Source organism: Neisseria arctica (assembly GCF_022870905.1).
Lineage (GTDB): Bacteria > Pseudomonadota > Gammaproteobacteria > Burkholderiales > Neisseriaceae > Neisseria > Neisseria arctica.
In genome coordinates, this window is the sequence record NZ_CP091510.1 from 984,642 (window position 1) to 1,006,673 (window position 22,032).

The window sequence follows — 22,032 nt, forward strand, 5'->3', positions numbered from 1 at the left end:
TAAAGCCCCGCAAACGCGGGGCTTTTGCATTTCTTGGAAAAAATTATGAGCGATATTTTTGAATGGCCGGTAGATATATCCGGTACCAGCCGAGAGGTGAAGTTTGCTGTCAGAACCGTGCAGTTTGGCGATGGTTACGAGCAACGGCAGGCCAAGGGATTGCGGAAGAAAACCGAAAGCTGGCAGGTATCGAAAGTCGGTTACAAAGCAGAAATCGATGCGATTGAAGCATTTTTAAATGCCCGTGCAGGGGTGAAATCGTTTATATGGCGGCGTGATGGTGCGGCTGATTTACGCGTTACCGTAGACGGCTACAACACGACGCCGCAGGGCGCGGATGTTTGGAAAATCAGCTTTACTTTTAAGGAGGTACTCGCATGAACCCGAGAATAGCGCAGATGTCTGGCGAGATGATTAAAACGCTTTCAAGCAGTGAGCAAGACGCTTTGCTTGATTTGTGGCAGGTAGATTTTCGGGAGCTTGGCGGCGAGGTCTTTTATTTCTGTAACCACATGAACGAAAAGGGAACCGCGGTTGTTTGGCAGGGGCAGGCGTATGATCCGTACCCAATCAAGGCAGACGGTTTTGAGTTGTCATCTCAAGGCGCGGGCAACCGGCCAACGCTAACGGTATCCAATCTGCTTGGCTTTGTAACTGGAGCGGCAGAGCGGTTTAATCAGTTTGTCGGCGTTACCGTTATCCGGCGGCAAGTGTGCGCCAAGTTTTTAGATGCCGTGAATTTTCAGGCGGGCAACACGGCTGCCGATCCGACGCAGGAAGTCGTAAGTAAGTTTGTAGTCGAGCGACTGGCGAGCATGACGGCGGAAGTTGCAACGTTTGAATTGGCAATGCCGTCTGAAGCAGACGGCGCGATTATCCCGGCACGGATTATGTTGGCAAACATTTGCTGCTGGCAGTATCGGGGTGAGGGTTGCGGTTATACCGGGCGGGCGGTTGCAGACCGTTTCGATATGCCCACAAGAGACCCTGCCAAAGATGCTTGCAGCGGCACATTAACCGGCTGCCGTGCGCGTTTCGGTGCGGTAGCCGTGCTGCCGTTTGGCGGTTTCCCAAGTTCGGACAAGGTGACTACATGATTAATTTAACGAAAAAAACAGTTGAGCAAATCCGCCGCCATGCGGAAGAGGCGGCTCCTAATGAATCTTGCGGCCTGATCGTTATGGCAGGGAGAAAGCAGATTTATGTAGCTTGTGAAAACACGGCGGAAAATCCGGCTGAAACTTTTGAGATATCGGCGGACGAGTGGTTGGCGGCTGCCGAAATGGGCGAGATTGTGGCGGTGGCGCATTCACACCCGAACGGCGAACCTTTTTTATCAGGGGCTGACCGGCAAATGCAAATCGGCAGCGGTGTAGATTGGGTATTGGTTGTCGGCAGCGAAGTGAAGATATTCCGCTGCTGCCCGCACTTGCGCGGTCGCTTGTTCGATTACGGCAAGGCGGATTGCGGAACATTGGTGCGCGATGCTTTTATGTTGGCCGGTATCGACTTGCCCGATCATGCCCGTACGGAAATGGACGCTGACGCAGCTGCCGGATATTGGGAAAAGCATCTTGAAGCGATTGGCTTTAAGCGCGTGCCTGATATTGCCGATTTACAGCCGGGCGATGTGGTGTTGACGGCATTGGGCGGACAAGCAAACCATGCCGCGTTTTACCTAGGGCATGGTGAAATTCTGCACCATGCCTACAACCATTTAAGCCGCCGCGAACCTTATAACGGCTATTGGCGGGATTGTACGCATTCTATTTGGCGTTGCCCTGATTGGCAGCCGGAAATGATTCGGGCAGTTGAAAATGATTTAGCATTTAGCACATGAGGTATTGGAATGATTACAGTATGTTTGTACGGCGACCTACGACAGTATGGCCGCCGTTTTAATTTGCATGCGGAAAGCCCGGCAGAAGCGTTGCATGCGCTTTTCACCCAGATTGATGGTTTGCGCGAATATATCCGCAATGGTGTGTATCAGGTGCGGTTTAAGCGTCAAGACCACAGTGAAGATAGCATTCGGGATACTTTCAAACAGCCTGATTCGGGCGTGTTGCATATTGTGCCGCGTGTGGCCGGTGCAGGCAGGAATGGCGCATTACAAACGATTATCGGGGTTGTTTTAATTGTTGTAGGTTATTTTACATGGGCTTATGGCGGTCAAGTATTAGTAAGCGCAGGGGTAGGCATGGTTCTTGGCGGCGTTGCCCAAATGCTGACTAAGCAGCCTGATTTTGATTCGAGTAGCGGTGCTGAATCAAGCCGAAACACATCATTTTCAAACTTGAGTAATACGGCGGCTCAAGGCAGGCCGGTACCGCTGGCCTATGGAATTTGCTATTGCGGCAGCCGCGTCATTTCGCAGGGCGTTGAATCGCGCCGCATACAAACGGGAGCTGACAGCAAATCCATCAGCACGGGCAACAGCGTTGTGAAGATGGTGGCCGAGGCGGCGGGGGTAGATGCTACCGGTAATGACCCGCTGGCGGTGGACTTAACCCTTGGCATGGAAAAAACATATACCCGCGGCGTGGCGGCAACTGCACCGAACGGGCAGAAATACGAAACCGATTTTAATGACGACAGCGTGCGCGCTAGAAACTATCAGGCGTCGTACACAGTAAAGTAGGAGTGTAGAGATGGGTGGACAATCAGGCGGCGGCGGATCAACGCCGTACGAAGCACCAAATACCTTATCAAGCGCGCAATCGTTGCGGATTATTGATGCGATTTCAGAGGGTGTTGTATCGGGTTTTGCTAACGGGGATAGTGCGCCTTTTAAAAGCGTGTTTTTAGATGATACGCCCGTGCAGAATGCCGACAACAGCTACAACTTCAAGGGTATTGTCGGCTTTTTCCAGCGCGGTACCCAGGATCAAACTTATGTTCCGGGCTTTGACGCATCGGAGCGTACTGTACCCGTATCAACATCGGTGAAAAAAGCAACGCCCGTTGTGCGTGCGGTATCGGATGATTTGGTTAACCGGTTGCGCGTAACCGTAGGCGTTGATCGGAATGTGCGCGTAAAAGATAACGGCGATTCGGTGGCGGCCACTACCCAATTGCGCATTGAGCTGGTGGGCAATAGCGGGGTAGTTGCGGCCAAAACGGTTACTTTTAAGGAAAAGGGCAGCGGCGCATATTATCAAGACGTGCTGTTTAACAAACTTCCGCCCGTGCCGTTTAATATCCGCGTAGTACGGGTTACTGCGGACAGCACAACCGATAAAATCAGTAATAACACCTTTTTCGCATCTTACGTTGAAATTATCGATGCCAAGTTGAGCTACCCGCACACTGCCTTTGCTGCACTGGCGATTGATTCGGATCAGTTCGGTAACAATGTTCCGCGCCGAAACTATCTGCTTAAAGGTCGTTTGGTAAAAGTGCCGAGTAATTACGACCCGGAAACCCGTACTTACAGCGGCGGTACTTGGGATGGCAGCTTTAAAACCGCGTGGACGAACAATCCGGCATGGGTGTTTTATGACGTGCTTACTCAAGCGCGTTTTAGCACGCTGGCACGCCGTCTGAAATTGGCCGATGTCGATAAATGGGCGTTGTATCAGGTAGCCAAATACTGCGATGAATTGGTGGATGATGGTTTTGGCGGGAAAGAACCGCGTTTTGTCTGCAATGCCTACATTACTGACGTTACGCAGGCGGGCGAGTTTTTAACGAACCTTGCCAGCGTGTTTACAGGTTTGCCGCTATGGAACGGCAATCAAGTATCTGTGGTAATGGATGCCGACGCCGATCCGGTGGCCTTGTATAACAACAGTAACGTTAAAGACGGCTTGTTTACTTATTCCGGCGCGGCTTATAAATCTATCCATACTGCCGTACACGTCCAGTATGTCGATAAAAACGATAGCTATCGGACGAAAACCGAGTATGTGGCTGATAATGATGCCATTGCCCGCTATGGCCTAAACATTAAGCAAATAACCGCTTTTGGTTGCGATTCTCGCGGGCAGGCTGCCCGCTTTGGTGCGTGGGTGTTGCAAACAGAATTGCGCCAGCAAAACATGGTGTCTTTTGAGGTAGGCCGTGATGGTCTGAAACATCTGCCTTACGACATCGTGCAGGTGATGGACAACCATTACGCAGGAGCCGAGCTGTCTGGCCGCGTGCAAGCTGTGGACGGGACGACCGTTACACTAGACCGAGATGTTATTGATAGTGTAGGCGCGCTGTTTTATTACAGTGATGCGGATGGCCTGAAATCTACCAAAGTAGTACAGCAGCCGGCTGCCAATCAGGTAGTGCTTGAATCGGCAGTCGGCGTATCAGTACAGACCGGCTGGGCATTGAGCGGTAAAGTCAAGCCGCGCTTATACCGTGCGATTGGCATTAAAGAAAATACGGAAGAAGGTACTTACACCATTTCCGCTTTGCTGCATGATCCGAAAAAATACGCAGCGGTAGACAAATGGGCGAGCTTTGATCGTGAAATCACAACTCTGCATAACGTAGAGCCGGTATTGATTAATGGTGATTTGGCAACAGACGGTAATGCGGTTGTGCTTAGTTGGGATAACCTGACTGCCAGCGGCCAAGTGCTGACCTACGATATTAAAATTTATCGAAATGGGCAGCTTTACCGTCATACGCCTGATGCTCAAACGGCTGAAATCCGCCTTGAAAACCTGCCAAACGGCGATTACAAGGCTGAAATACGCGGCAGAAACGCCCGCGGCGTGCTGTCTGAGCCATTGGTTAAGGCGTGGAGTATTAATTATTCCGTAACCGGTTTGCGCGCTATCCCGAAAACATTCGCCATTGGCTTGGATTGGGTATTGCCGCAAACGGTAGTATCAAGTCTGACCTCTGAAGTTTGGTATAGCCAAACAAACGATATTCAGACGGCCACTAAGCTGGTATCGCTGCCTTATCCGCAGAATCACTACACCCTGACAGGCGTCGGAATTTCCGACGTCTTTTATTTTTGGGTGCGCATTGTTGATGCGGCGGGTAATGCGGGCGAGTTTACTGCCGCCGTACAAGGTCAGGCGGATAATAATCCTGCCCCGATTGTGCAGCAGATTCAGGGGGCGATTACTAAATCTGCATTAAGCCAAAGCCTGATTGAATCACTCAACAGCGATATGTCGGCAACAGCGCAGACGGAAACGGCTAAAGAAGCGGCAATTCGCGCAGCCGAAATACGCGCCACGGCGAACAAGGCTGCATCTGACTTGACTGCTAAGGCCTCGGAAATCGGCACACGCGTATCTGCGGTTGAGACCGTGAATAACCAACAGGCGCAGCAGATTAGCACGGTTACGGCGGCTCAAGGTCAAACTGCTGCGGGATTGGAAGCAGAAAAGAAAGCCCGGGCAGATGGAGATGCGGCGGAAGCATCGGCCCGTCAGACGCTTGCATCGCGAGTAGCAAGCGCGGAGAGCGACATCACACAAGAGGTATTGGCAAGAACTGCCGCCGATAACGCGCAAGTAGCCGAAACCAATGCTTTAAAAGGGCGGGTTGGAAATGCCGAAAGCAGTATTACTGATTTGCGTGAATCTAAAGCAGATGCCAGCCAAGTGGCGGCAATTGCCCGTACGGCATTACAGGCTGAATGGCGAGGTTATGCGGATAGTCTAAACAATGTTGAATATGTTAATAACAGCGTTAATTTAGATGAAAGAAATCCGTCGTGGTACGCGGCCAAGGCCAGGGGCGACTATAAGATGCTTGCTGATGCCGGTCGGTTAGGCATTGGAAATTTCGGATGGGTAACCGTAATAACAACTAATGCTTATGGCACATCGGCTCATGTTACGCAACGGGCGGTATCAAGTAATAGTGGTTTAGTTTGGCAGCGCGTCGGCGTGGACGGTACTACATGGGGCGGCTGGACTAGGCAAGAAACTGTGGCGGGAGCGGCTGAAAAGGCAGAAGCCGCGAAAAATGCAGCAATTGCAGAAGCGCAACGGTTAAGCATTGTCACTGATTCCAGAATCACTGCTTTACAGCAAACCGTAGCCGAAAAAGACCGCGCGACGGCCAGTCAGCTTAACGCACTGACGGCCAGCCTGAACAATATTGGCGGTGTAAACCTGCTGGTGGATAGTGAGTACACTAGCCCGCTGGCTTGGTCAGGCGCGGCTGCTTTATCGTCGTCGGTTTTTCGTGGCCGCCGTTTAATCCGCATAGGCGTTAAAACGGATGGTGTGGCACAGATTGGCACGGTGCAGGTTGTTGGCGGAGGAAAAACCAAGCTGGTCGCCGGAGTTGAATACACTTTATCCATGAATATTCAAGGTACCGCAGGGTTCCAGGCAACAGGCATGAATTATGTGTATTTAATGCGTGATAGTGCGGAGGGTGTAAATCATAGGCTAGATAGAATTCCGATTACGGCAAGCTTAGGGAACCGAGTTAAGTTGACGTTTACTGCACCTTTTACCAGTAACACGGTGCGGCTGCTGATTGCAGCCAATGGTACGTTTGCTTCTTCCGATTGGTTCGCCTTTCATTCGGTTAAGCTTGAGCGGGGTGGTGTGGCAACGGACTGGTCTGCTACGCCTGAAGATTTAGATGTAGCCGTATCTGCTGTTGATGCCTCATTAACTGATTATAAAGCAGCACAGGCTGCCAAAGATCAGGCAACGGTTACGCAGCTATCCGGATTGACGGCCCGGGTCGGCAGTGCGGAATCAAGCATTAGTCAAAATAGTAGTGCCATAGCTACCGTGGACGGCAAAGTACAGTCCATGTACACGCTCAAAGTTGAAACAATCAGCGGCGGGCGGAAAGTGGCGAGCGGCCTCGCTCTTGGTGCTGATGGACAGACTGGCGACAGTCAAATCTTGCTGTATGCGGATAAGCTGGCACTTGTGAACCCTAGCAGCAAGGCAATCAGCCCGCCGTTCGTAGTGACTACTAAGGCCGGCGGTGGGGCGCAAATGGCATTGGACGGTGATTTTATTGCCACGGATAGCATTTTGGCGCGCCATATCGCGGCAAATCAGAAAATCACTACGCCGATTTTGGATGCGCCAACCATTAATGCCGGACGCCTGAATAGTACGACTATCAATAATGGTAACGGGGCATTCACTGTAAATGAAGCAGGTGATTTATATGCTCGAAATGGTCGATTTGAGGGGGTGATTAGGGCAGATAAGATAGAGGGATTTTTAGTTGAACAGATTACCGTTAGAAGAGGAGAAATAACATATCGATACGGAACTACTAGCGATTACCGATGTAGTTATGTTTTTGAAAAAGTGGATGCAAGGGCAGCATACGCTGCAATTGAAACCATTGAATCATTTGCAACTGCGAGCGGCTCTAATGCCATTACAACAAATACTTATGTGAGACTATATCTTGATGATGTTTTAGTTAGGCCGCGCAGAGTATATGAAAGTTTAGATGGCGTGGATAGCTCTAACGCTACCGCCGGTCACCCCAAAACTGGTGTTGTTCCATTGCCGGTTTTTAAGGTTGGCACTGGTAGCCATACTATCCGAGTTGAGGTTTACGGGTGGCGTCAAGGGGTAGGAATAACGGCTAATGTGCCTGATTTTTTAACAATCACGTTTAACTACAATTAATCAGCCGCCGAAAGGCGGTTTTATTTTTATTAAAAGGAAAAAATATGTCTGAAAAAATTATTGCAATCAAAAAGCAAATTGAAGATGAAGCGACAGGCGCGGTATCTGAATATCACGTTATCAAGCACTTTTATGTTGATCGAAGTGTGAGCTATGCCGAAGTTGGCTTTGCAACTTATTTTAGTGAGGCTGCTTATAAAAACGGCCGCCGCCCGGTATCGACAACGGGGATTATCCTTAAAATTAATCAGGTTCCGCCGCGTGGAGAAGATTTAGATAATTGGTTTTATAAGATCGCTGCTGCCCAATTGGAAGAATCGGAAAGCGGGTCTGTTTTGGCTGGTGGTGAATTAGTGATGGAATCAGAGTAACCCGCTTCGGCGGGTATTTTTATACCCGCCAAACTTCGAAAAGAAAGGTAGAAAATGCCTGTAAACACTACAAGCACGGCAACCTACGCGCTCAATGTTGGCGCAGTGGGCATTGTTGGTACTTTTATGGGAATGCCGCTGGACGCCTTAATTTTAGGCGCATTCGCAGGGGCAATCATGCACGGCCTAAGCGCGGCAGGTAGCCGCACTAACGGCATTACAACAATCATCACTAGCACGCTGTTAGCGGGAGCGTTTTCCCCTGCTGTGGTGGGTTGGCTGATTGTTAATGTTGATATGGGCAACCCAGACTATGAGGAGTCAGTATTTAAGCCTCTTGTATCTGTAGCTATCGGTGGCGCGTGGCCTTGGCTTTTGCCGCTGCTATCGGACGGCGTTAAAGAGATATGGGCTGCCGTTGTTGGCCGCTTTATCCGTTTTATCGATTATATGGGGGGCGGCAAGTGAGCATGTTTTTAATATGGGTCAATATGGCAGCGGTGGCGGTTATATTTGTGCATTGTGTCTGCCGATTATCTCGCAGACGGTGGACTGTGTGGCAGCCGGAGCTTTTGGCACATGCTATTTTGTGCGGCGGCGCGGTGGGCGTGCTTGGGCATAGCCTCATGCAAGGCGGATTACATCACCCGTCTGAGATTGTGATTAACGTCGGTATGGCAGTGTACTTTTTATCGCAGAGCTGGCGGCGTTATCTCATATTCCGCTTTAAATAACAGGCCGTCTGAAATGGACGGCCTTACTTTTTGGGAGTTTTAAAATGGCTAAATATGGCAGCACGGGCGCAGAAGTTCGCGCTATCCAGCACGCGCTTGGCTTGGTGATTGACGGACATTTCGGCGCGAAAACCAAAGCGGCGGTAGTTGATTTTCAGCGGGTCAACCGCCTTAAGCCGGACGGCATTGTCGGCCCTCATACTTGGAGCTTGCTTAAAATTGAGCTTGGGGCGAAAGAGCTGTTACCGCTTGATCGTTCGGCGTTTTTTAACGAGGTGCGCGGCTTGTTTCGTGGCGGCCTGAAGCAATCTCAAGTTGACGGCCTTAATGCCTTGTTGGACGCAGTGACCGGCTGCGGCATTAACGAGGCAGCTTATATGCTGGCAACCGCCTGTCATGAGACGGATTTTACTATGCTGCCCATCGAGGAGCGCGGCAAGGGTCGCGGGCGTGATTACGGCAAGCGATTAAAAGAGAGCCGCCAACCCTACAATGATACGGCAGCGATTTTTTACGGCCGCGGCTATGTACAGCTAACATGGTATGAAAACTACGCCAAGGCCGGGCAAAAACTAGGCATTAATCTGTTACAAGAGCCAGAGCTTGCGTTACGCCCGTTAATCGCCGCCCGCATCATGCGCGAGGGAATGCTTGAGGGCTGGTTTACCGGGCGGAAACTATCGGATTATGTCGGCCTTTATCGTGCCGAGTATGTAGGCGCGCGCCGCATCATTAACGGGCAGGATAAGGCCGCAGCGATTGCCGATTACGCGATCGCTTTTGAAACTGCGTTGCGAAAGGCTAAAAAATGACTTGGTTAATCAAATACCGCTGGCCGCTGTTGGTCGCAGCGGCTTTGTTGTTTTTGGCCGCCGGCTGGCGGATTGACCGCGCGACGCAGTACCGCCAAGGCCATGCAGACGCAACAGCCATGATGCAGGCAACGGCTGATAAGCAAGCCCGCCAAGCTGCCGAAGCGGCAATCGCCAAGGAACGCGCTGCTGCTGATGCACTGGCAGAAAAACAAAAGGAAATTGAGTATGAAAAACGCCAAACCGCCGCTGCTGTGTCTGCTCTTGATGTTGAGCGTAAGCGCGTGCAGCAATACGCAACACGCCGTGCCGACAGTCTATCCCAAGCCGCCGGTACCGCCCGCACATCTGATGATGATGGAGCTGCCCGAGGCTGGCAGTTATTCGGCGCGTGCGCGGCAGAATATGGAGATATGGCAAAAGTAGCCGATACACAACGAGACGCGCTGGCAGAGTGGCAGGCTTATGGTAGCGCGGTCGAGCAGATAAGAGGTGAGTAATGGATCGAATCACTATCAAGCGCGGGGCTACCCTGCGCTTTTTTGTCGACTTTGACTTGTCGGCGGAAGAAATCATTAAGACGTTTAGCGGTGCGACGGCTAAAGCAGCCATTCGTCCGGCTAATCGTGCCGCATCATCGATGCTGCTTAATACGGCGGTCGATGCGGCTAACCAACGCATCATCTGCGAGCTTCCGGCGGCAAAAACGGAAATGCTGGCAATCGGCTTGCACATTGTCGATATCAGGGTGGCGTCGGCGGCTGGTGAAGTGGATTACAGCAAAGATATTGAGATTAATGTAGTGAGGGAAACAACAAATGCTTGAAAATTTTAAAGTTATCGTTGGTTATGTGGATGGCGTGCCAATATATACCGATTTACTGTCGCTTTTTCAGTCGGCACCGGGCAATAGCGGCAAGTCGCTTGAGGATTTTAAAAACTGGTTTTTTAACCTTTCTGCAGCGGCTTTGCCCGGTGCCGATAGCGGTGCGCCTGCGCCAACACTGGCGGAAGTGCAGTTGTCTTTGGCTAAAGAAGCCGGCTATCAGACTGTTGCTGAGTGGTTGCAGTCGTTTAAAGAAACTCCATTAAATGAACCGGCGGAAACGGCCTTAAATAGCATTGTTGGAGATGACATGTTGAAAGAAATTTTATCACTGCTTGGAGAAAATCAAGATGGCACAAAATAATTTTAGTATCGCCCTATTGGCTATGGCTCGCGGTGTAGCTGATGCTAAACAGGCGGCGGAGTCGGCAAAAGATGTTGAAATAGCCGTGGATGAAGAGAATACTCTTAAGGCTAACGGAAAAGACACAGGCATTAAAATCATTACGGAAAACGGGGTGGCTAAAGCTGTTGGAGCTGCTTTAAGTTCATCTGACACGGCCTCGAAACTTGCTGAAGAACAGGCGGCATTCCGGCAAAGCCAAATTTCTGCCAATATTCAAATCGCCCTAGAAAAGGGCGTTTTTTATATTGAGGACGGATTAACGTCTGATTTACGCGGCAAAGCATTGTCCGGCTGGTGGAAAACCAACAAGCAGACGCCTGAAGAAGCAGCTTTGGTATCTGCTCAAATCCAAGACTATATTAATCGTCTGCCTAGTGGGGTAGTGGTGAAAGCCCGGCATGGCAGTGTGTTTTCAATCGACAAAAATGTCGGTGCGTTGCCCGAAAAATTCGGCACGGATGGTCGTCGCATAACTGTTGGCGGTATGACGTTGACTATTGACGGTGCGCAACCGTGTATTTATATCGATAAAGATAGCGGCGACGGCCGCGTGTACGATTTTCGCGGCGCGGAATTTATTGTTGAATCATTAGGTGTGAACGCATTTGAATATACCGGCGACAACAATGTGATTTTAAATGGCGGTATTATGCGCACGCGCGCATTGTTAGAGTTTGGATATGTCCGCGGTGCCGATAAGGACAAAATGCTGTTCGCACCGATTGATGGCTGGACAAAAGAACGGCCTGATATTGGTTTTGGATATGCCGACAAGGGATTGTGGGAACTCGGTTTTAATACCACAACCCTGCGCCATGACCTTGCCCGTTACCGGAATAACGCCGCCCAAGTCCATGAAGTACGCCAACCTGACGGCATGAATAAAGCGCGTTGTGCGGAACTCACGCGCCAAGAATCTAGCCGTAAATATGATTCTGTCGGCGGCTATTGGGATGAAAATGGGGAATCGGCATTCCCGCAAGACGATGGCACTACTTCGCCGATGTGGGGAAAATGGCGCGGCGGGCAACGCGGTAGCCGTGGTAACGGTATCACTCTGTACAACTGCCATAATACAACCATCTTTGATTTTGATATTGAGGGATTTGACGGATCGGCTGTGCAGATGGGTTTGTATGCGACACAAGACTGCCAAGATGTTGCTGGCGGCGATACTGCTACCGCTGAAGCAAAAGGCATGATCGCTTATGACACACTGATTTGTGGCGGCTGGTTTGACAAGATGTACACTGGCGGCGTTGGTGCGGTTCGGGCGGTTGGTCTTACTGTTACAGGTTTGCAATGCCAAGGTAACAAGGTCGGTCATCCGGACTGGTCGGTAGAACATAGCCGTGATGGAAAGATGGTAACAATTGACCCGGGTTATATGTTGTGGACATCTCGCTATATGCCGATGGTTTCGGTTGTTTTTACAAACAATCATTTCGGCACGGCTGCTCGGAAAGTAATTGACGCGCACACCGGCAACGATATAACCATCACCGGGAATAGTGGATCAGCCGGTTATTATGGCATATCAGTAGTTATAGAGGAGACGTTTGCCAGTCAGAGAGATGCAGGCGCGCCGGCAGAAACATCCAGCTTTTATTACCAAGAATCAAATATGACTATTGCCAATAATAATGTGATGGGCGGTGTTTATGGCGTCCATTTAAATAACGGTGCGACCGGTATTAAGGCGCGAAAAGACCGGGGGTTATGGTGGTTGCGCGGCAATATTAAAGTGCGCGATAACATCATTAAATCTGCCTATGTTGGAGTTTGCTACAACTACGGCCATTATGGCTTTGATATCACCGGTAATAGCGTTACTTTTGCGAATAAGCTAGGAGAGCCGTACGGCCAACGCCGTTTGAATACTATTAATGTAACGGACGGCGGCTCGGGATATAGCGCAGGAACCTACTTAACCATTAGCGGCGGTGGCGAATTGGCGCGTGATGGCTATGCCGAACCTGTTATTAAAGATGGCGTGATTACCTCTGTGGTTGTGCGCAAGACAGGCACTCGTTATGAGGATGCCGCAAGTATTGTTGTAACCGCTGTTGATCCAACAGGAGCGGGTAGCGGAGCGACGTTTTCAGCGACAATATCCGAGACAAGCTACGCTTATATGATCGGTGCCGAGCCGCGTTACGGGGCAATGCAAGTTAATTTCACGGGCAATCGTGCAGCAAACTCGCCGGATGGTAATTTCGGCCGCTTGCTTGTTTCCGGTACTTGTATCGGATCAACATTCCGCGACAACTTGTTTAACGAGACGCCTTATACTAAGGGTGATGATGCCTCGAAACCGTACATTTCAGCCAAGGATTATGTCCATCGTTCGGGGTTGCCGTCGCAATTGTTAGCGCAAACTCAGGATCATGTTGACAGTCACCACGAAAACAACAAGGCGATTAATGAGTTGAGCGGAAAGGTTACGGATTTGTTATTTAAAAACAAATATGTTACAACCAAAGCCCCCGAAGTGCCTCTCACAAGCTCAGAGATTGAAACCCTTGTAAACAACCGTGTTGCCGCTATTTTGGCGGAAAAAAATGTGCAAGCATCAGAACCTGCCGCCAGCCCTGAATCTCAGGCAGGTACTCAGTCACAACCGGAAGCGACTAATGAAGAGCCTACCAGTGGCTTGCCTAAGATTTTGTCATTTAATATGGCAACAGCTACCGGGTCACTGGTTCGCGATGACAGTAATGCCGTAACGGTTGAGGTTGGTGGTAGTTATCCGCCTCCGGGATGGTCTGATGTGGCCGATGTGTCGGGTGAAAATAAGTTCATCATGGCACGGCTTAAGGACAAAGTTTCGGCTTCGGCCGGCGTTTACCCGCGCTTTAAGGTTGATTTATCGGCGGAAACTGAAAGTACTATCGTGCTGCCAATCAAAGTACACAGTCTTGGCACTCGGGCAGGGGTTGTTTCAATCGGCCTAACGCCTTATGTGAGCGATGATATTAGTACAAGCCTGCTGATTGATAAAAAAACCGAAACCAATCAGATCGCTATCCGGAATATGAGCCGATACAGCGTATCGATCGATGGAGTAGCAAACACGGCTGATACTCGACTAGACTACGATAAATGGTACATCTTGGTGCTTAAATCTAAGTTGGGTGGTGAGTATATCAATTTAGGTACAAACCACACTGGTAACGGTCAGATTGACGCTGATTTCGGCGCAGGTTTAACTGTGTATCGTAACCATACGCCGAGCGCGGAAGATTTGAACTCTTTGGTTGAGAGTTTAAAAGTTAAGTATCATAAGTAAAAAAAGGCCGTCTGAACTATCCTAAAAGGCGGTTCAGACGGCTTTTTTTGTTTTGGCCTACTGCCGCGCTTTTCGTGCGCGTTGCCACGCTTCGCCAGCCTCTTGGGCAATCCTAGAGGCATTTAAAATTTGTTCGGGGGTGAGGTTTTTCGGTTGCTTGATTAATTTACCGTCAAAAAACACCTCTCCGCTTTCTTCTCCTTTGACAAACTTAAAGACCCAGCCATCCTCGTGGGTGGCTGTCTGTTGTTCAAAATCTACTGTCCAGCGGCGTTGCCAATTCCGGTTTTGATGCGCCATGTAATTTTCCTTTATGCAAAAAAGCCGCGCTTGGCGGCTTTAATTAAATCTCAATTCCTACTTTAGCAAAAGAATTCACCACTAATTGCAGGTTTTTAACTGCCTCTTGCAGTTTTTCTGTTTCATTTCTTTTTGCGGCTGCCCAATATTCAGCAGCGCGGTTTAAGTACACTTTGGCATTTTTTCGCGCCATTGTGTGTAATTTGAAACGTTCGTTTCCATCAAATACAGCTTTTGCTGCTGCGAAAACGGTTAAAAAGTTTTGAGTAGTAACAGTTGTTTTCATTTTATTTCCTTACCCCTGATTGACCGAGGTGCGTCTTGCGCGATTCGCGCTGTTTCTCTATGTGTGTATAATACCAATCTGCCTAAATTTAGGCAAGTATTAAATTTGTTAAATTATGTAATAAGATTGCCAATAACAGAATCTATCTTAATCTGCTTTTCTTTTAGCAAGGTTAAAATGTCTACAACAATCCCGGGCGGAATTTTTCTTGTGCCTGCCACCATTTCTCTTATGCGGCGGCTATTTATATTTAGCGCATCGGCTAAATCGGTTTGCCACCGCTCACCATATAAAACTTTGCCGATTGCTGTTAGATTTTCAGCGGTGAACTCTTTGTCGGCAGCATAAAGGTAATCGTAATAGCCTTTCCAGAATGGGCCTTGATTATGGAGTTTTACGCCGCGCAAGGCTTCTGATTCTGCCGGTATTTTATCTATAATTCTGGCGATTTCTTCTTGATCCGCCAGCTTCACAAGGCCCGGCTTTTTAGCCATCATAGCTATCCCTGTTGCTGGGTGAGTAAGTAGCTGTGCCTGTACGTCTGCCGGAATTTCACGGCCATAAACGTGGGCAGCCAACTGGCCTACCGCATTCATGATTTTATTTATGTCATTCATTTTTTATCCTTTTCAATAGGCGGCAATAAACCGCCTAAATGGTTAGCTAATAACCAATTGCTCGGCTTCTTGCCAGCTAAGGTTATTAATAATAGCCTGTTTCTTTTTCTCGATTTGTTCTGTGCGGCGGATGATGATATTTAGCAGACGACGATATGTTTCCCGCTCTTCTTTTGAGAGTGGATCGAAGTCTATAGAATCGAAAAATCCGGCTTCAGGGTTTTCCGCTTGATATTGAGTATTTCCTGCTGCTTCTTTTGCTTCAAGCGGGCTTAGTTTTTTCTCTGCCCACTTAATAATCCAATCACTAGCCAGTTGGCTGTTTACTCTTTCGATTTGGTTAAGTTTATCCATTTTGAGGGCTCCTTTTATAGCCTTTGAGGTCGGCACCATTGCCTTACCGCGTGATATAATAATAGCACTTTGCCTAAATTTAGGCAAGTACTATATCATTTATTTTATGTGGAGATTGAGGGGATAAAAATGCTGCGCTAGTCTAATAAATCCGCCACGCCTGCCATATCCGGAGCGTAGTATGTGTTTTGCAAAATTCGGATATCTCTATGGCCTGATATTTTCGCAAGCAACATAACGTCAACCTTTTTTGCCATTCTTGTTAGGGCTTCTCTTCGGCTATCATGGAAATGTAAATCTTTGATTCCTGCTGCATCTCTAGCGCGGCGGAACAAGCTGTCTAATGATGCGGCCTGAATATTAAATACTTCTACTGGGTGATTATTTTTTAGTTTGCTGATGATCTCTATTGCTCTGCGTGATAAGGGTACGTCTCGGCTATGTCCGTTTTTGGATATTTTAATGTGTGCAAGCCGCCGTGATTCGTCTATGTCATCCCAAGTCAAAGCACATATTTCACCTGCTCGCATAGCTGTTTCTATGGCAAATAAAAATGCCAAGGCTGCACGCTCGGAAACTGTGGTTACAGGGATATCTTCTACATACCCAAGATTTTCACATATAGACTGTATCTCTGCTTCTGTTGGCCGCCTTGTTCGTGGTTTGGCTTGCTTTGGCTTGCTAATTTTGAGTAGGGGATTTTCTTTTAGCAATCCCCATTCTTTCATGGCGTGATCGCAAATAGCTGATAGTGAGGATATTTCGCGCAGGACGGAATCAGGCTTTACTTCGGTTAGTCTCTTATCTCGCCAGTCTGCAAAGTGGCTTGGGCGTAGGTTTTCCAACAATACATCCGCTAATTTGCTGTTCCGTAGCAGTAATTTTATGCGGTATGTTTCGTGTTTGGCCCCTCGCTTTTTTGGAGTAACCTCGTTAAGATAGCGCTCTGCTATATCTCCAAAAGTCAGATATTTTGCCGATACATTTTCAACGCCATCAAGTATGGCCGCTTCCATTCTTGCCGCCCATGATTTGGCGTCTGTATGCGTTCGGAATGTTGCTGATTTACTTATGCCCTTAATGCGGACTTGGGCGCGCCATTTTTCGCCGCGTTTGGTGATGGTTGCCATATATTTTTAGGTGCATTTTTGGTGCAATGATGGTACACTAAAACGCATCATAAAGCATCATTGAGCAATATTTAAAAAAAATAACCTTTTGAAATTTATTTATAAAACATTAAAAAGCAGTAAATGGCAGGTTATTTTCGGCGCGTGGTGCCGGCACCAGAAAATTTAAAACAGCCTAGTCTAATGATTAGGCTGTTTTTCCATATGTAGCATGCTTAGGCTTTGGAAAAGCTTATGAGATATTAATCATTCGCTATCGTGATTGATGCTTTATATTAAGGAAGTTTTTATATTTGAAACATTTTTTATAGAACGATAAAAATCAGGCCGTCTGAAAATGATTAAGAGGATGGGAATACTAATCATAAAAGTTGTTTTAAAATTCAAACAGTGCAAAATATAAAAAGCCGCCCGGTAATTCCGGGCGGCTTTTTTTTGTGGTTTTTATACCTCAGACATCGTCATCAGACTGGCATTGCCACCCGCTGCGGTGGTATTGGTACTACGGCTGATTTCTTCGAAAAGCTGCAACGTATCCACGCCGGCTTGAGCGTTGACGATACGGATCAGTGCTCCGTCAGTTTCGGCCAGGGCGCGTTTGACTTCAACGGGTAAGCTTTCAAGTGCGACGATATGGCTGATGCCGGTTTGTTCCGGATAGGCCGATACTTCCAAATGATTGCCTAAATGCTCTTGCCAGATAGCCAATGGATGGGCGGGTAACACCGATGCCTTGATATTGGCTGCGCCCAAGTGGATAAGCGCGGCGTAAGCGCTTTCCAGTGTGCCGCCGTAGAGCCATACTTTTTTCGGTGCTTTCCAGGTTAGCACGTTGTTTTCTCCGGTAGGCCCGGTTAATACGGATTTGGCTCCGCGTAAAGTATTAACGCGGCATTTGCCCAATTCGGCGGCCAAGCGCAATTTGGTTTCTTGGTCGAAACCCATTTGGTGCATTTGGCTTTCCAATTCGGCCAGAGCTTTTTCATCCGCTTTTCCAATACGGTTGAGTGTCGGAGACTTCCAATATTCGGCTGCGGTAAGGCGTTGCAGGTAGAAAGGGCCGCCGGCTTTTGGTCCGGTACCTGATAGGCCGTGGCCGCCGAAGGGTTGCACGCCTACTACTGCGCCGACAATATTGCGGTTCACATAGATATTGCCTGCTTCGATGCGTTCGGCGATATGCTCGATAGTGCTGTCGATACGGCTGTGGATACCGTGAGTTAGGGCATAGCCTTTGGCATTGATTTGGTCGATCAGCTGGTCAAGCTCTTCTGCGCGGTAGCGTACGACATGCAATACGGGGCCGAATACTTCGCGTTGCAGCTCGTTGAGGTTGTTCAGCTCAAATAAAACCGGGGCTACGAAAGTAGCGTTTTCAGCATCTTCGGGCAGGGCGGTTTGATGATAAGCCTTGGCGGCTTTTTTCATCTTTTCAATATGGGTGAGCAGATTATGCTGTGCTTCTGCATCAATCACCGGGCCGATATCGGTATGCAGCTTGATAGGATTGCCGACGCGTAATTCGTTCATGGCGCCTTTAATCATAGTCAGCATGTGATCGGCAATGTCTTCTTGCAAACAGAGGATACGGAGTGCGGAGCAACGCTGGCCGGCACTGTCGAATGCGGAATTGATGACATCGCCGCATACTTGTTCGGCTAAGGCGGTACTGTCGACGATCATGGCGTTTTGGCCGCCGGTTTCGGCGATTAATACGGGTGTATCCGCACGGTTTGCCAAGGTGCGGTTAATGAGCTTGGCCACTTCGGTAGAACCTGTAAAAATCACACCGTTGATACGTGGGTCTTGCGTCAGTGCGGCTCCGGCCTCGCCTGCACCCAATACCAGTTGTAGGGCATCTTTAGGGATACCGGCTTCGTGCATCAGCCGTACGGCGTAATAGGCAATCAGGCTGGTTTGTTCGGCAGGTTTGGCGACTACCGTATTCCCTGCGGCCAAAGCGGCTACGACTTCGCCGGTAAAGATGGCCAGAGGGAAGTTCCACGGGCTGATGGCAACAATGGTACCGAGTGCGCGTTCGTTGCGCAGGGTTTGTTCTGCCTCCTCGGCATAGTAGCGGCAGAAGTCGATGGCTTCGCGCACTTCTGCAATGGCGTTTTGCAAGGTTTTTCCGGCTTCGCGCACGGCCAGCATCATGAGCTGTGGTGTGTGTGCTTCAAGTAAGTCGGCAAAGCGGCGTAGGCATTCTGCGCGCTCGGTTGCTGTCTTGGTTGACCATGTGGTTTCGGCGGCATTGGCGGCAGCGATAACGTCGCTGATAGAGGCCGTCTGAATAAAGGCCGCACTGCCTACCGTGTCATTATGGTCGGCCGGATTGAGCACCGGATGGGCGGGTTGGCTTTCTACCGGTACGGCGGTAATGGAAACAGCCTCGATCAGTTGGGCTGCCGCTTCATTCATTTCGCGCTCAAGCGCTTGTAAAACAAACTCGTTACTTAAATCGACACCGGCAGCGTTCAGACGGCTTATGCCGTATAGATGTCGGGGCAGCGGCAGTGCGGCATGCATACGGCCTGCGGTTTGTTCGGCGGTATCAAGCGGGCATTTTACCAAGTCGTCTATGCTGACTTTTTCATCGACGATTTGGTTAACGAATGATGAGTTTGCACCGTTTTCTAGCAGGCGGCGTACTAAGTAGGCCAATAGGGTTTCGTGTGTGCCTACGGGCGCATAGATACGGCAGCGGCGGCCTAGGTTTTGCGGGCCGACAACTTGGTCGTACAGGGTTTCGCCCATACCGTGCAGGCATTGGTGTTCGAAGTCTTTGCCTTCTCCCATTTGGTAAATGGCAGCAAGGGTATAGGCGTTATGGGTAGCGAATTGGGGGAATATGGCATCTTGTGCCGCCAGCAGTTTGCGCGCACAGGCGAGATAGGAAACATCCGTATGTACTTTACGGGTGTAAACCGGATAGCCGTCTAAGCCATCAACTTGTGCCCATTTGATTTCACTGTCCCAATACGCGCCTTTAACCAAGCGGATCATGAGTTTTTGGTTGTTGCGGCGGGCTAGGTCGATCAGATAATCGATGACAAAGGGGCAGCGTTTTTGATAAGCCTGTACGACAAAGCCGATACCGTGAAAGCCGGCCAAATCGGGATCGGACACCAGAGCTTCCATCAAATCAAGCGACAACTCAAGGCGGTTGGCTTCTTCGGCATCAATATTCAGGCCGATATCGTATTGTTTGGCCAATAGGAATAATTGTTTTAGGCGCGGCAATAATTCGTTCATCACACGCTCATGCTGGGCGCGTACATAACGGGGGTGAATGGCCGAGAGTTTGACTGAAATGCCGTTGCCTTCGTATACGCCGGCTCCTGCGGCATCTTTGCCGATGGCATGGATGGCGTCAATATAGTCTTGGTAGTAGCGGTCGGCATCTGCTTGGGTCATAGCGGCTTCGCCGAGCATATCAAATGAGAAGCGGTAGCCCATTTTCTCGCGCTCTTTGCTGTTTTTCAGCGCTTCTTCAATGGTTTGTCCTGTAACGAATTGTTTGCCCAAAAGGCGCATGGCGTAATCGACGCCTTTGCGGATGAGGGGTTCGCCGCCTTTGCTGACAACGCGGGTTAGTGCAGAACCGAGATTTTGCTGTTTGGTATTTGCAGAGGTGAGTTTGCCGGTAATCAACAAGCCCCAGGCGGCTGCATTGACAAACAACGACGGACTGTTGTTCAGATGGCTTTTCCAGTCGCCGCCGGAGAGTTTGTCTTGAATCAGTTTGTTACGGGTGGCGGTATCGGGAATGCGTAGCAGGGCTTCTGCCAAACACATTAAGGCAACGCCTTCTTCGCTGGAAAGTGAAAATTCGTGCATGAGGGCATCAACGCCGCTGGCTTTGCTGCGGTTTTCACGCACTTGGGTAACTAGGCGGCGAGCCAGTTTGGCGGCGGCCTCGCGCTCCAGCGGGGTCATTTGCGCTTGGTTGAGCATATCTGCAACGGCTTCGGCTTCATCGCGGCGGTAAGCGGCAGTGATGGCATTGCGTAATTCTGATTGAGAGTGAGAAAAGGCGAACATTTAGGTGTAATCCTTTTAATAACAGTGGAAAAGCACGGCTGGTTTATAAAACCGGCTTTTGTGGGTACAGGATGGCTATTTTACTTGGAAGGCAGCTTGTTTTGCCGTGTTTTCTTTTGTTCCAAGTCAATGTTCCGCATAGCTGTCATGCTATGTAGGTATATTGTTTTAAAAATAGTTTTTGTAAGCATATTGTGCTAAACAAGCTTATATATCAGAAGCGGCCTGTTCGGGCAAGCAGGCCGTCTGAAAATATAGTTACCAGGTTGTATGCTTATTGGTTCTCATCGCGTGTATAAACCAAAACCGCGGCAGCCAGATCTTCGGCAGCTGTGCCGACCGCTTTATATACGGTAATCTCCTCCTCGCGGCTGCGCCCGGGATGTTTGCCTTGGCAGAGGCTTTCCAAATCGGCGCATACTTGTTCTCGTTTGAAAATGCCGGCGGCCATAGGCGAAAGCAAATCTCCGGCTTTATCGAGAGCCTCGTCCGTATCGACAAATACTGAGGTGTCGGCAAACATGGCATCATCCGTTTCGCGCATATCAGGCTTGAAACTGCCAATTAAATCAATGTGTGTGCCGGGACGGATCCATTCACGCAGAACCAGAGGGGCGGTAGATAAGGTAGCGCAGCTGACGATATCACTGCTTTGCACTGCACTTTGCAAATCTGTTACGGCCTCGGCATTGAAGCCTTGCTGCCGTAGCGTTTCGGCAAGCTGTTCTGCCTGTTTGGGATAGATGTTCCAAATAAGAATTTTTTCCAGACGGCGCACTTCGGCATATGCCGGAGCAATTTCACGGGCAACATTACCGGCTCCGACAATCAGTAAACGGGAAGCATCTTCGCGTGCCAAATATTTGGCAGCCAATGCCGAAGCGGCAGCAGTGCGGCGGCAGGTGATTTGGTTGCCGTCCATTACGGCAACGGGTACGCCGTTTCGAGCGTCAAACAACGTGTAGGTGGAATGTAGGCCGGGCAATTGGAATTTGGCACTGTTATCCGGGTAGATGGTAACGTGTTTAATCCCCAGATATTTGTTTTTCTGCCAGGCAGGCATCAATAGCAGGGTGGCAGCAGTATCATCACTGTCGATAGCGTGTATGTGGCGGCGCGGTACGGTACAGCCTTCGTTGAAAACTGCGTGGATGGCTTCGATTAATTCGGGATAGGGCATGCGTTCGCCGGTGCTTTGGTAGTCGAAAATCTGCATATCGGATTCCTGAATGATTGTGAGATAGTAGGGAATAATCGTTATCTTATCATATTGTATATTTTCGTAT

20 protein-coding genes are annotated in these 22,032 nt (G+C 49.4%); 13 read left to right on the forward strand and 7 right to left on the reverse strand.

The window, feature by feature from the left end; genetic code table 11:
- Positions 1-45: 45 nt before the first annotated feature.
- The 13 genes from LVJ86_RS04460 to LVJ86_RS04520 are packed head-to-tail and all read left to right on the forward strand — an operon-like array spanning position 46 to position 14,015.
- The gene (locus LVJ86_RS04460; protein ID WP_047760475.1) at positions 46-381 is read left to right on the forward strand and encodes a phage tail protein; all 336 of its coding nucleotides are present in this window, start codon (positions 46-48) and stop codon (positions 379-381) included.
- Positions 378-1,097, forward strand: a complete 720-nt coding sequence (locus tag LVJ86_RS04465) for a phage minor tail protein L (RefSeq protein ID WP_047760474.1) — start codon at positions 378-380, stop codon at positions 1,095-1,097. The genes LVJ86_RS04460 and LVJ86_RS04465 overlap by 4 nt, the downstream gene beginning before the upstream one ends.
- Positions 1,094-1,840: a C40 family peptidase gene (locus LVJ86_RS04470; protein WP_047760473.1), complete on the forward strand. Its 747-nt coding sequence runs from the start codon at positions 1,094-1,096 to the stop codon at positions 1,838-1,840. Before LVJ86_RS04465 ends, LVJ86_RS04470 begins: the two co-directional genes overlap by 4 nt.
- Before the next feature lie 9 nt (positions 1,841-1,849).
- On the forward strand, positions 1,850-2,641 hold the full coding sequence (locus LVJ86_RS04475) for a tail assembly protein (protein WP_047760472.1): 792 nt from the start codon (positions 1,850-1,852) through the stop codon (positions 2,639-2,641).
- A gap of 10 nt (positions 2,642-2,651) precedes the next feature.
- Positions 2,652-7,577 carry a TipJ family phage tail tip protein gene (locus LVJ86_RS04480; protein WP_082131235.1) on the forward strand — a complete coding sequence of 1,642 codons (4,926 nt, stop codon included), beginning with the start codon at positions 2,652-2,654 and terminating at the stop codon, positions 7,575-7,577.
- A 44-nt stretch (positions 7,578-7,621) separates the two neighbouring features.
- The gene (locus LVJ86_RS04485) at positions 7,622-7,948 is read left to right on the forward strand and encodes a hypothetical protein (RefSeq protein WP_047760471.1); all 327 of its coding nucleotides are present in this window, start codon (positions 7,622-7,624) and stop codon (positions 7,946-7,948) included.
- A gap of 54 nt (positions 7,949-8,002) precedes the next feature.
- Positions 8,003-8,416, forward strand: a complete 414-nt coding sequence (locus LVJ86_RS04490) for a hypothetical protein (RefSeq protein ID WP_047760470.1) — start codon at positions 8,003-8,005, stop codon at positions 8,414-8,416.
- A gap of 2 nt (positions 8,417-8,418) precedes the next feature.
- On the forward strand, positions 8,419-8,682 hold the full coding sequence (locus LVJ86_RS04495) for a hypothetical protein (protein WP_053008301.1): 264 nt from the start codon (positions 8,419-8,421) through the stop codon (positions 8,680-8,682).
- A gap of 44 nt (positions 8,683-8,726) precedes the next feature.
- The gene (locus tag LVJ86_RS04500) at positions 8,727-9,494 is read left to right on the forward strand and encodes a peptidoglycan-binding protein (protein ID WP_075968076.1); all 768 of its coding nucleotides are present in this window, start codon (positions 8,727-8,729) and stop codon (positions 9,492-9,494) included.
- Positions 9,491-9,994: a hypothetical protein gene (locus LVJ86_RS04505; RefSeq protein ID WP_047760468.1), complete on the forward strand. Its 504-nt coding sequence runs from the start codon at positions 9,491-9,493 to the stop codon at positions 9,992-9,994. Before LVJ86_RS04500 ends, LVJ86_RS04505 begins: the two co-directional genes overlap by 4 nt.
- Positions 9,994-10,320, forward strand: coding sequence for a hypothetical protein (locus LVJ86_RS04510; RefSeq protein ID WP_047760467.1), 327 nt, complete (start codon positions 9,994-9,996; stop codon positions 10,318-10,320). The genes LVJ86_RS04505 and LVJ86_RS04510 overlap by 1 nt, the downstream gene beginning before the upstream one ends.
- Positions 10,313-10,684, forward strand: a complete 372-nt coding sequence (locus tag LVJ86_RS04515) for a hypothetical protein (protein ID WP_047760466.1) — start codon at positions 10,313-10,315, stop codon at positions 10,682-10,684. The genes LVJ86_RS04510 and LVJ86_RS04515 overlap by 8 nt, the downstream gene beginning before the upstream one ends.
- Entirely contained in the window at positions 10,671-14,015 is a 3,345-nt protein-coding gene (locus LVJ86_RS04520; RefSeq protein WP_047760465.1) for a hypothetical protein, read from the forward strand. Before LVJ86_RS04515 ends, LVJ86_RS04520 begins: the two co-directional genes overlap by 14 nt.
- 57 nt (positions 14,016-14,072) lie before the next feature.
- Here LVJ86_RS04520 and LVJ86_RS04525 read toward each other — a convergent pair whose 3' ends face one another.
- From LVJ86_RS04525 to lhpI, 7 genes are all read right to left on the reverse strand, one after another.
- Positions 14,073-14,315, reverse strand: coding sequence for a hypothetical protein (locus LVJ86_RS04525; RefSeq protein WP_047760464.1), 243 nt, complete (start codon positions 14,313-14,315; stop codon positions 14,073-14,075).
- Positions 14,316-14,358: 43 nt separating this feature from the next.
- Positions 14,359-14,601, reverse strand: a complete 243-nt coding sequence (locus LVJ86_RS04530; protein WP_047760463.1) for a hypothetical protein — start codon at positions 14,599-14,601, stop codon at positions 14,359-14,361.
- A 113-nt stretch (positions 14,602-14,714) separates the two neighbouring features.
- Positions 14,715-15,218 (reverse strand): hypothetical protein, encoded by a 504-nt coding sequence (locus LVJ86_RS04535; protein WP_053008300.1) that lies wholly within the window; start codon positions 15,216-15,218, stop codon positions 14,715-14,717.
- A 42-nt stretch (positions 15,219-15,260) separates the two neighbouring features.
- Positions 15,261-15,572, reverse strand: coding sequence for a hypothetical protein (locus LVJ86_RS04540; protein ID WP_047760462.1), 312 nt, complete (start codon positions 15,570-15,572; stop codon positions 15,261-15,263).
- Positions 15,573-15,709: 137 nt separating this feature from the next.
- Positions 15,710-16,702 (reverse strand): tyrosine-type recombinase/integrase, encoded by a 993-nt coding sequence (locus LVJ86_RS04545; RefSeq protein ID WP_047760461.1) that lies wholly within the window; start codon positions 16,700-16,702, stop codon positions 15,710-15,712.
- 444 nt (positions 16,703-17,146) lie between these two features.
- Positions 17,147-20,746, reverse strand: a complete 3,600-nt coding sequence (putA, locus tag LVJ86_RS04550; RefSeq protein WP_047760460.1) for a bifunctional proline dehydrogenase/L-glutamate gamma-semialdehyde dehydrogenase PutA — start codon at positions 20,744-20,746, stop codon at positions 17,147-17,149.
- Between the two features lie 274 nt (positions 20,747-21,020).
- Positions 21,021-21,962: a bifunctional Delta(1)-pyrroline-2-carboxylate/Delta(1)-piperideine-2-carboxylate reductase gene (gene lhpI / locus LVJ86_RS04555; protein WP_047760459.1), complete on the reverse strand. Its 942-nt coding sequence runs from the start codon at positions 21,960-21,962 to the stop codon at positions 21,021-21,023.
- Between the last annotated feature and the right edge of the window lie 70 nt (positions 21,963-22,032).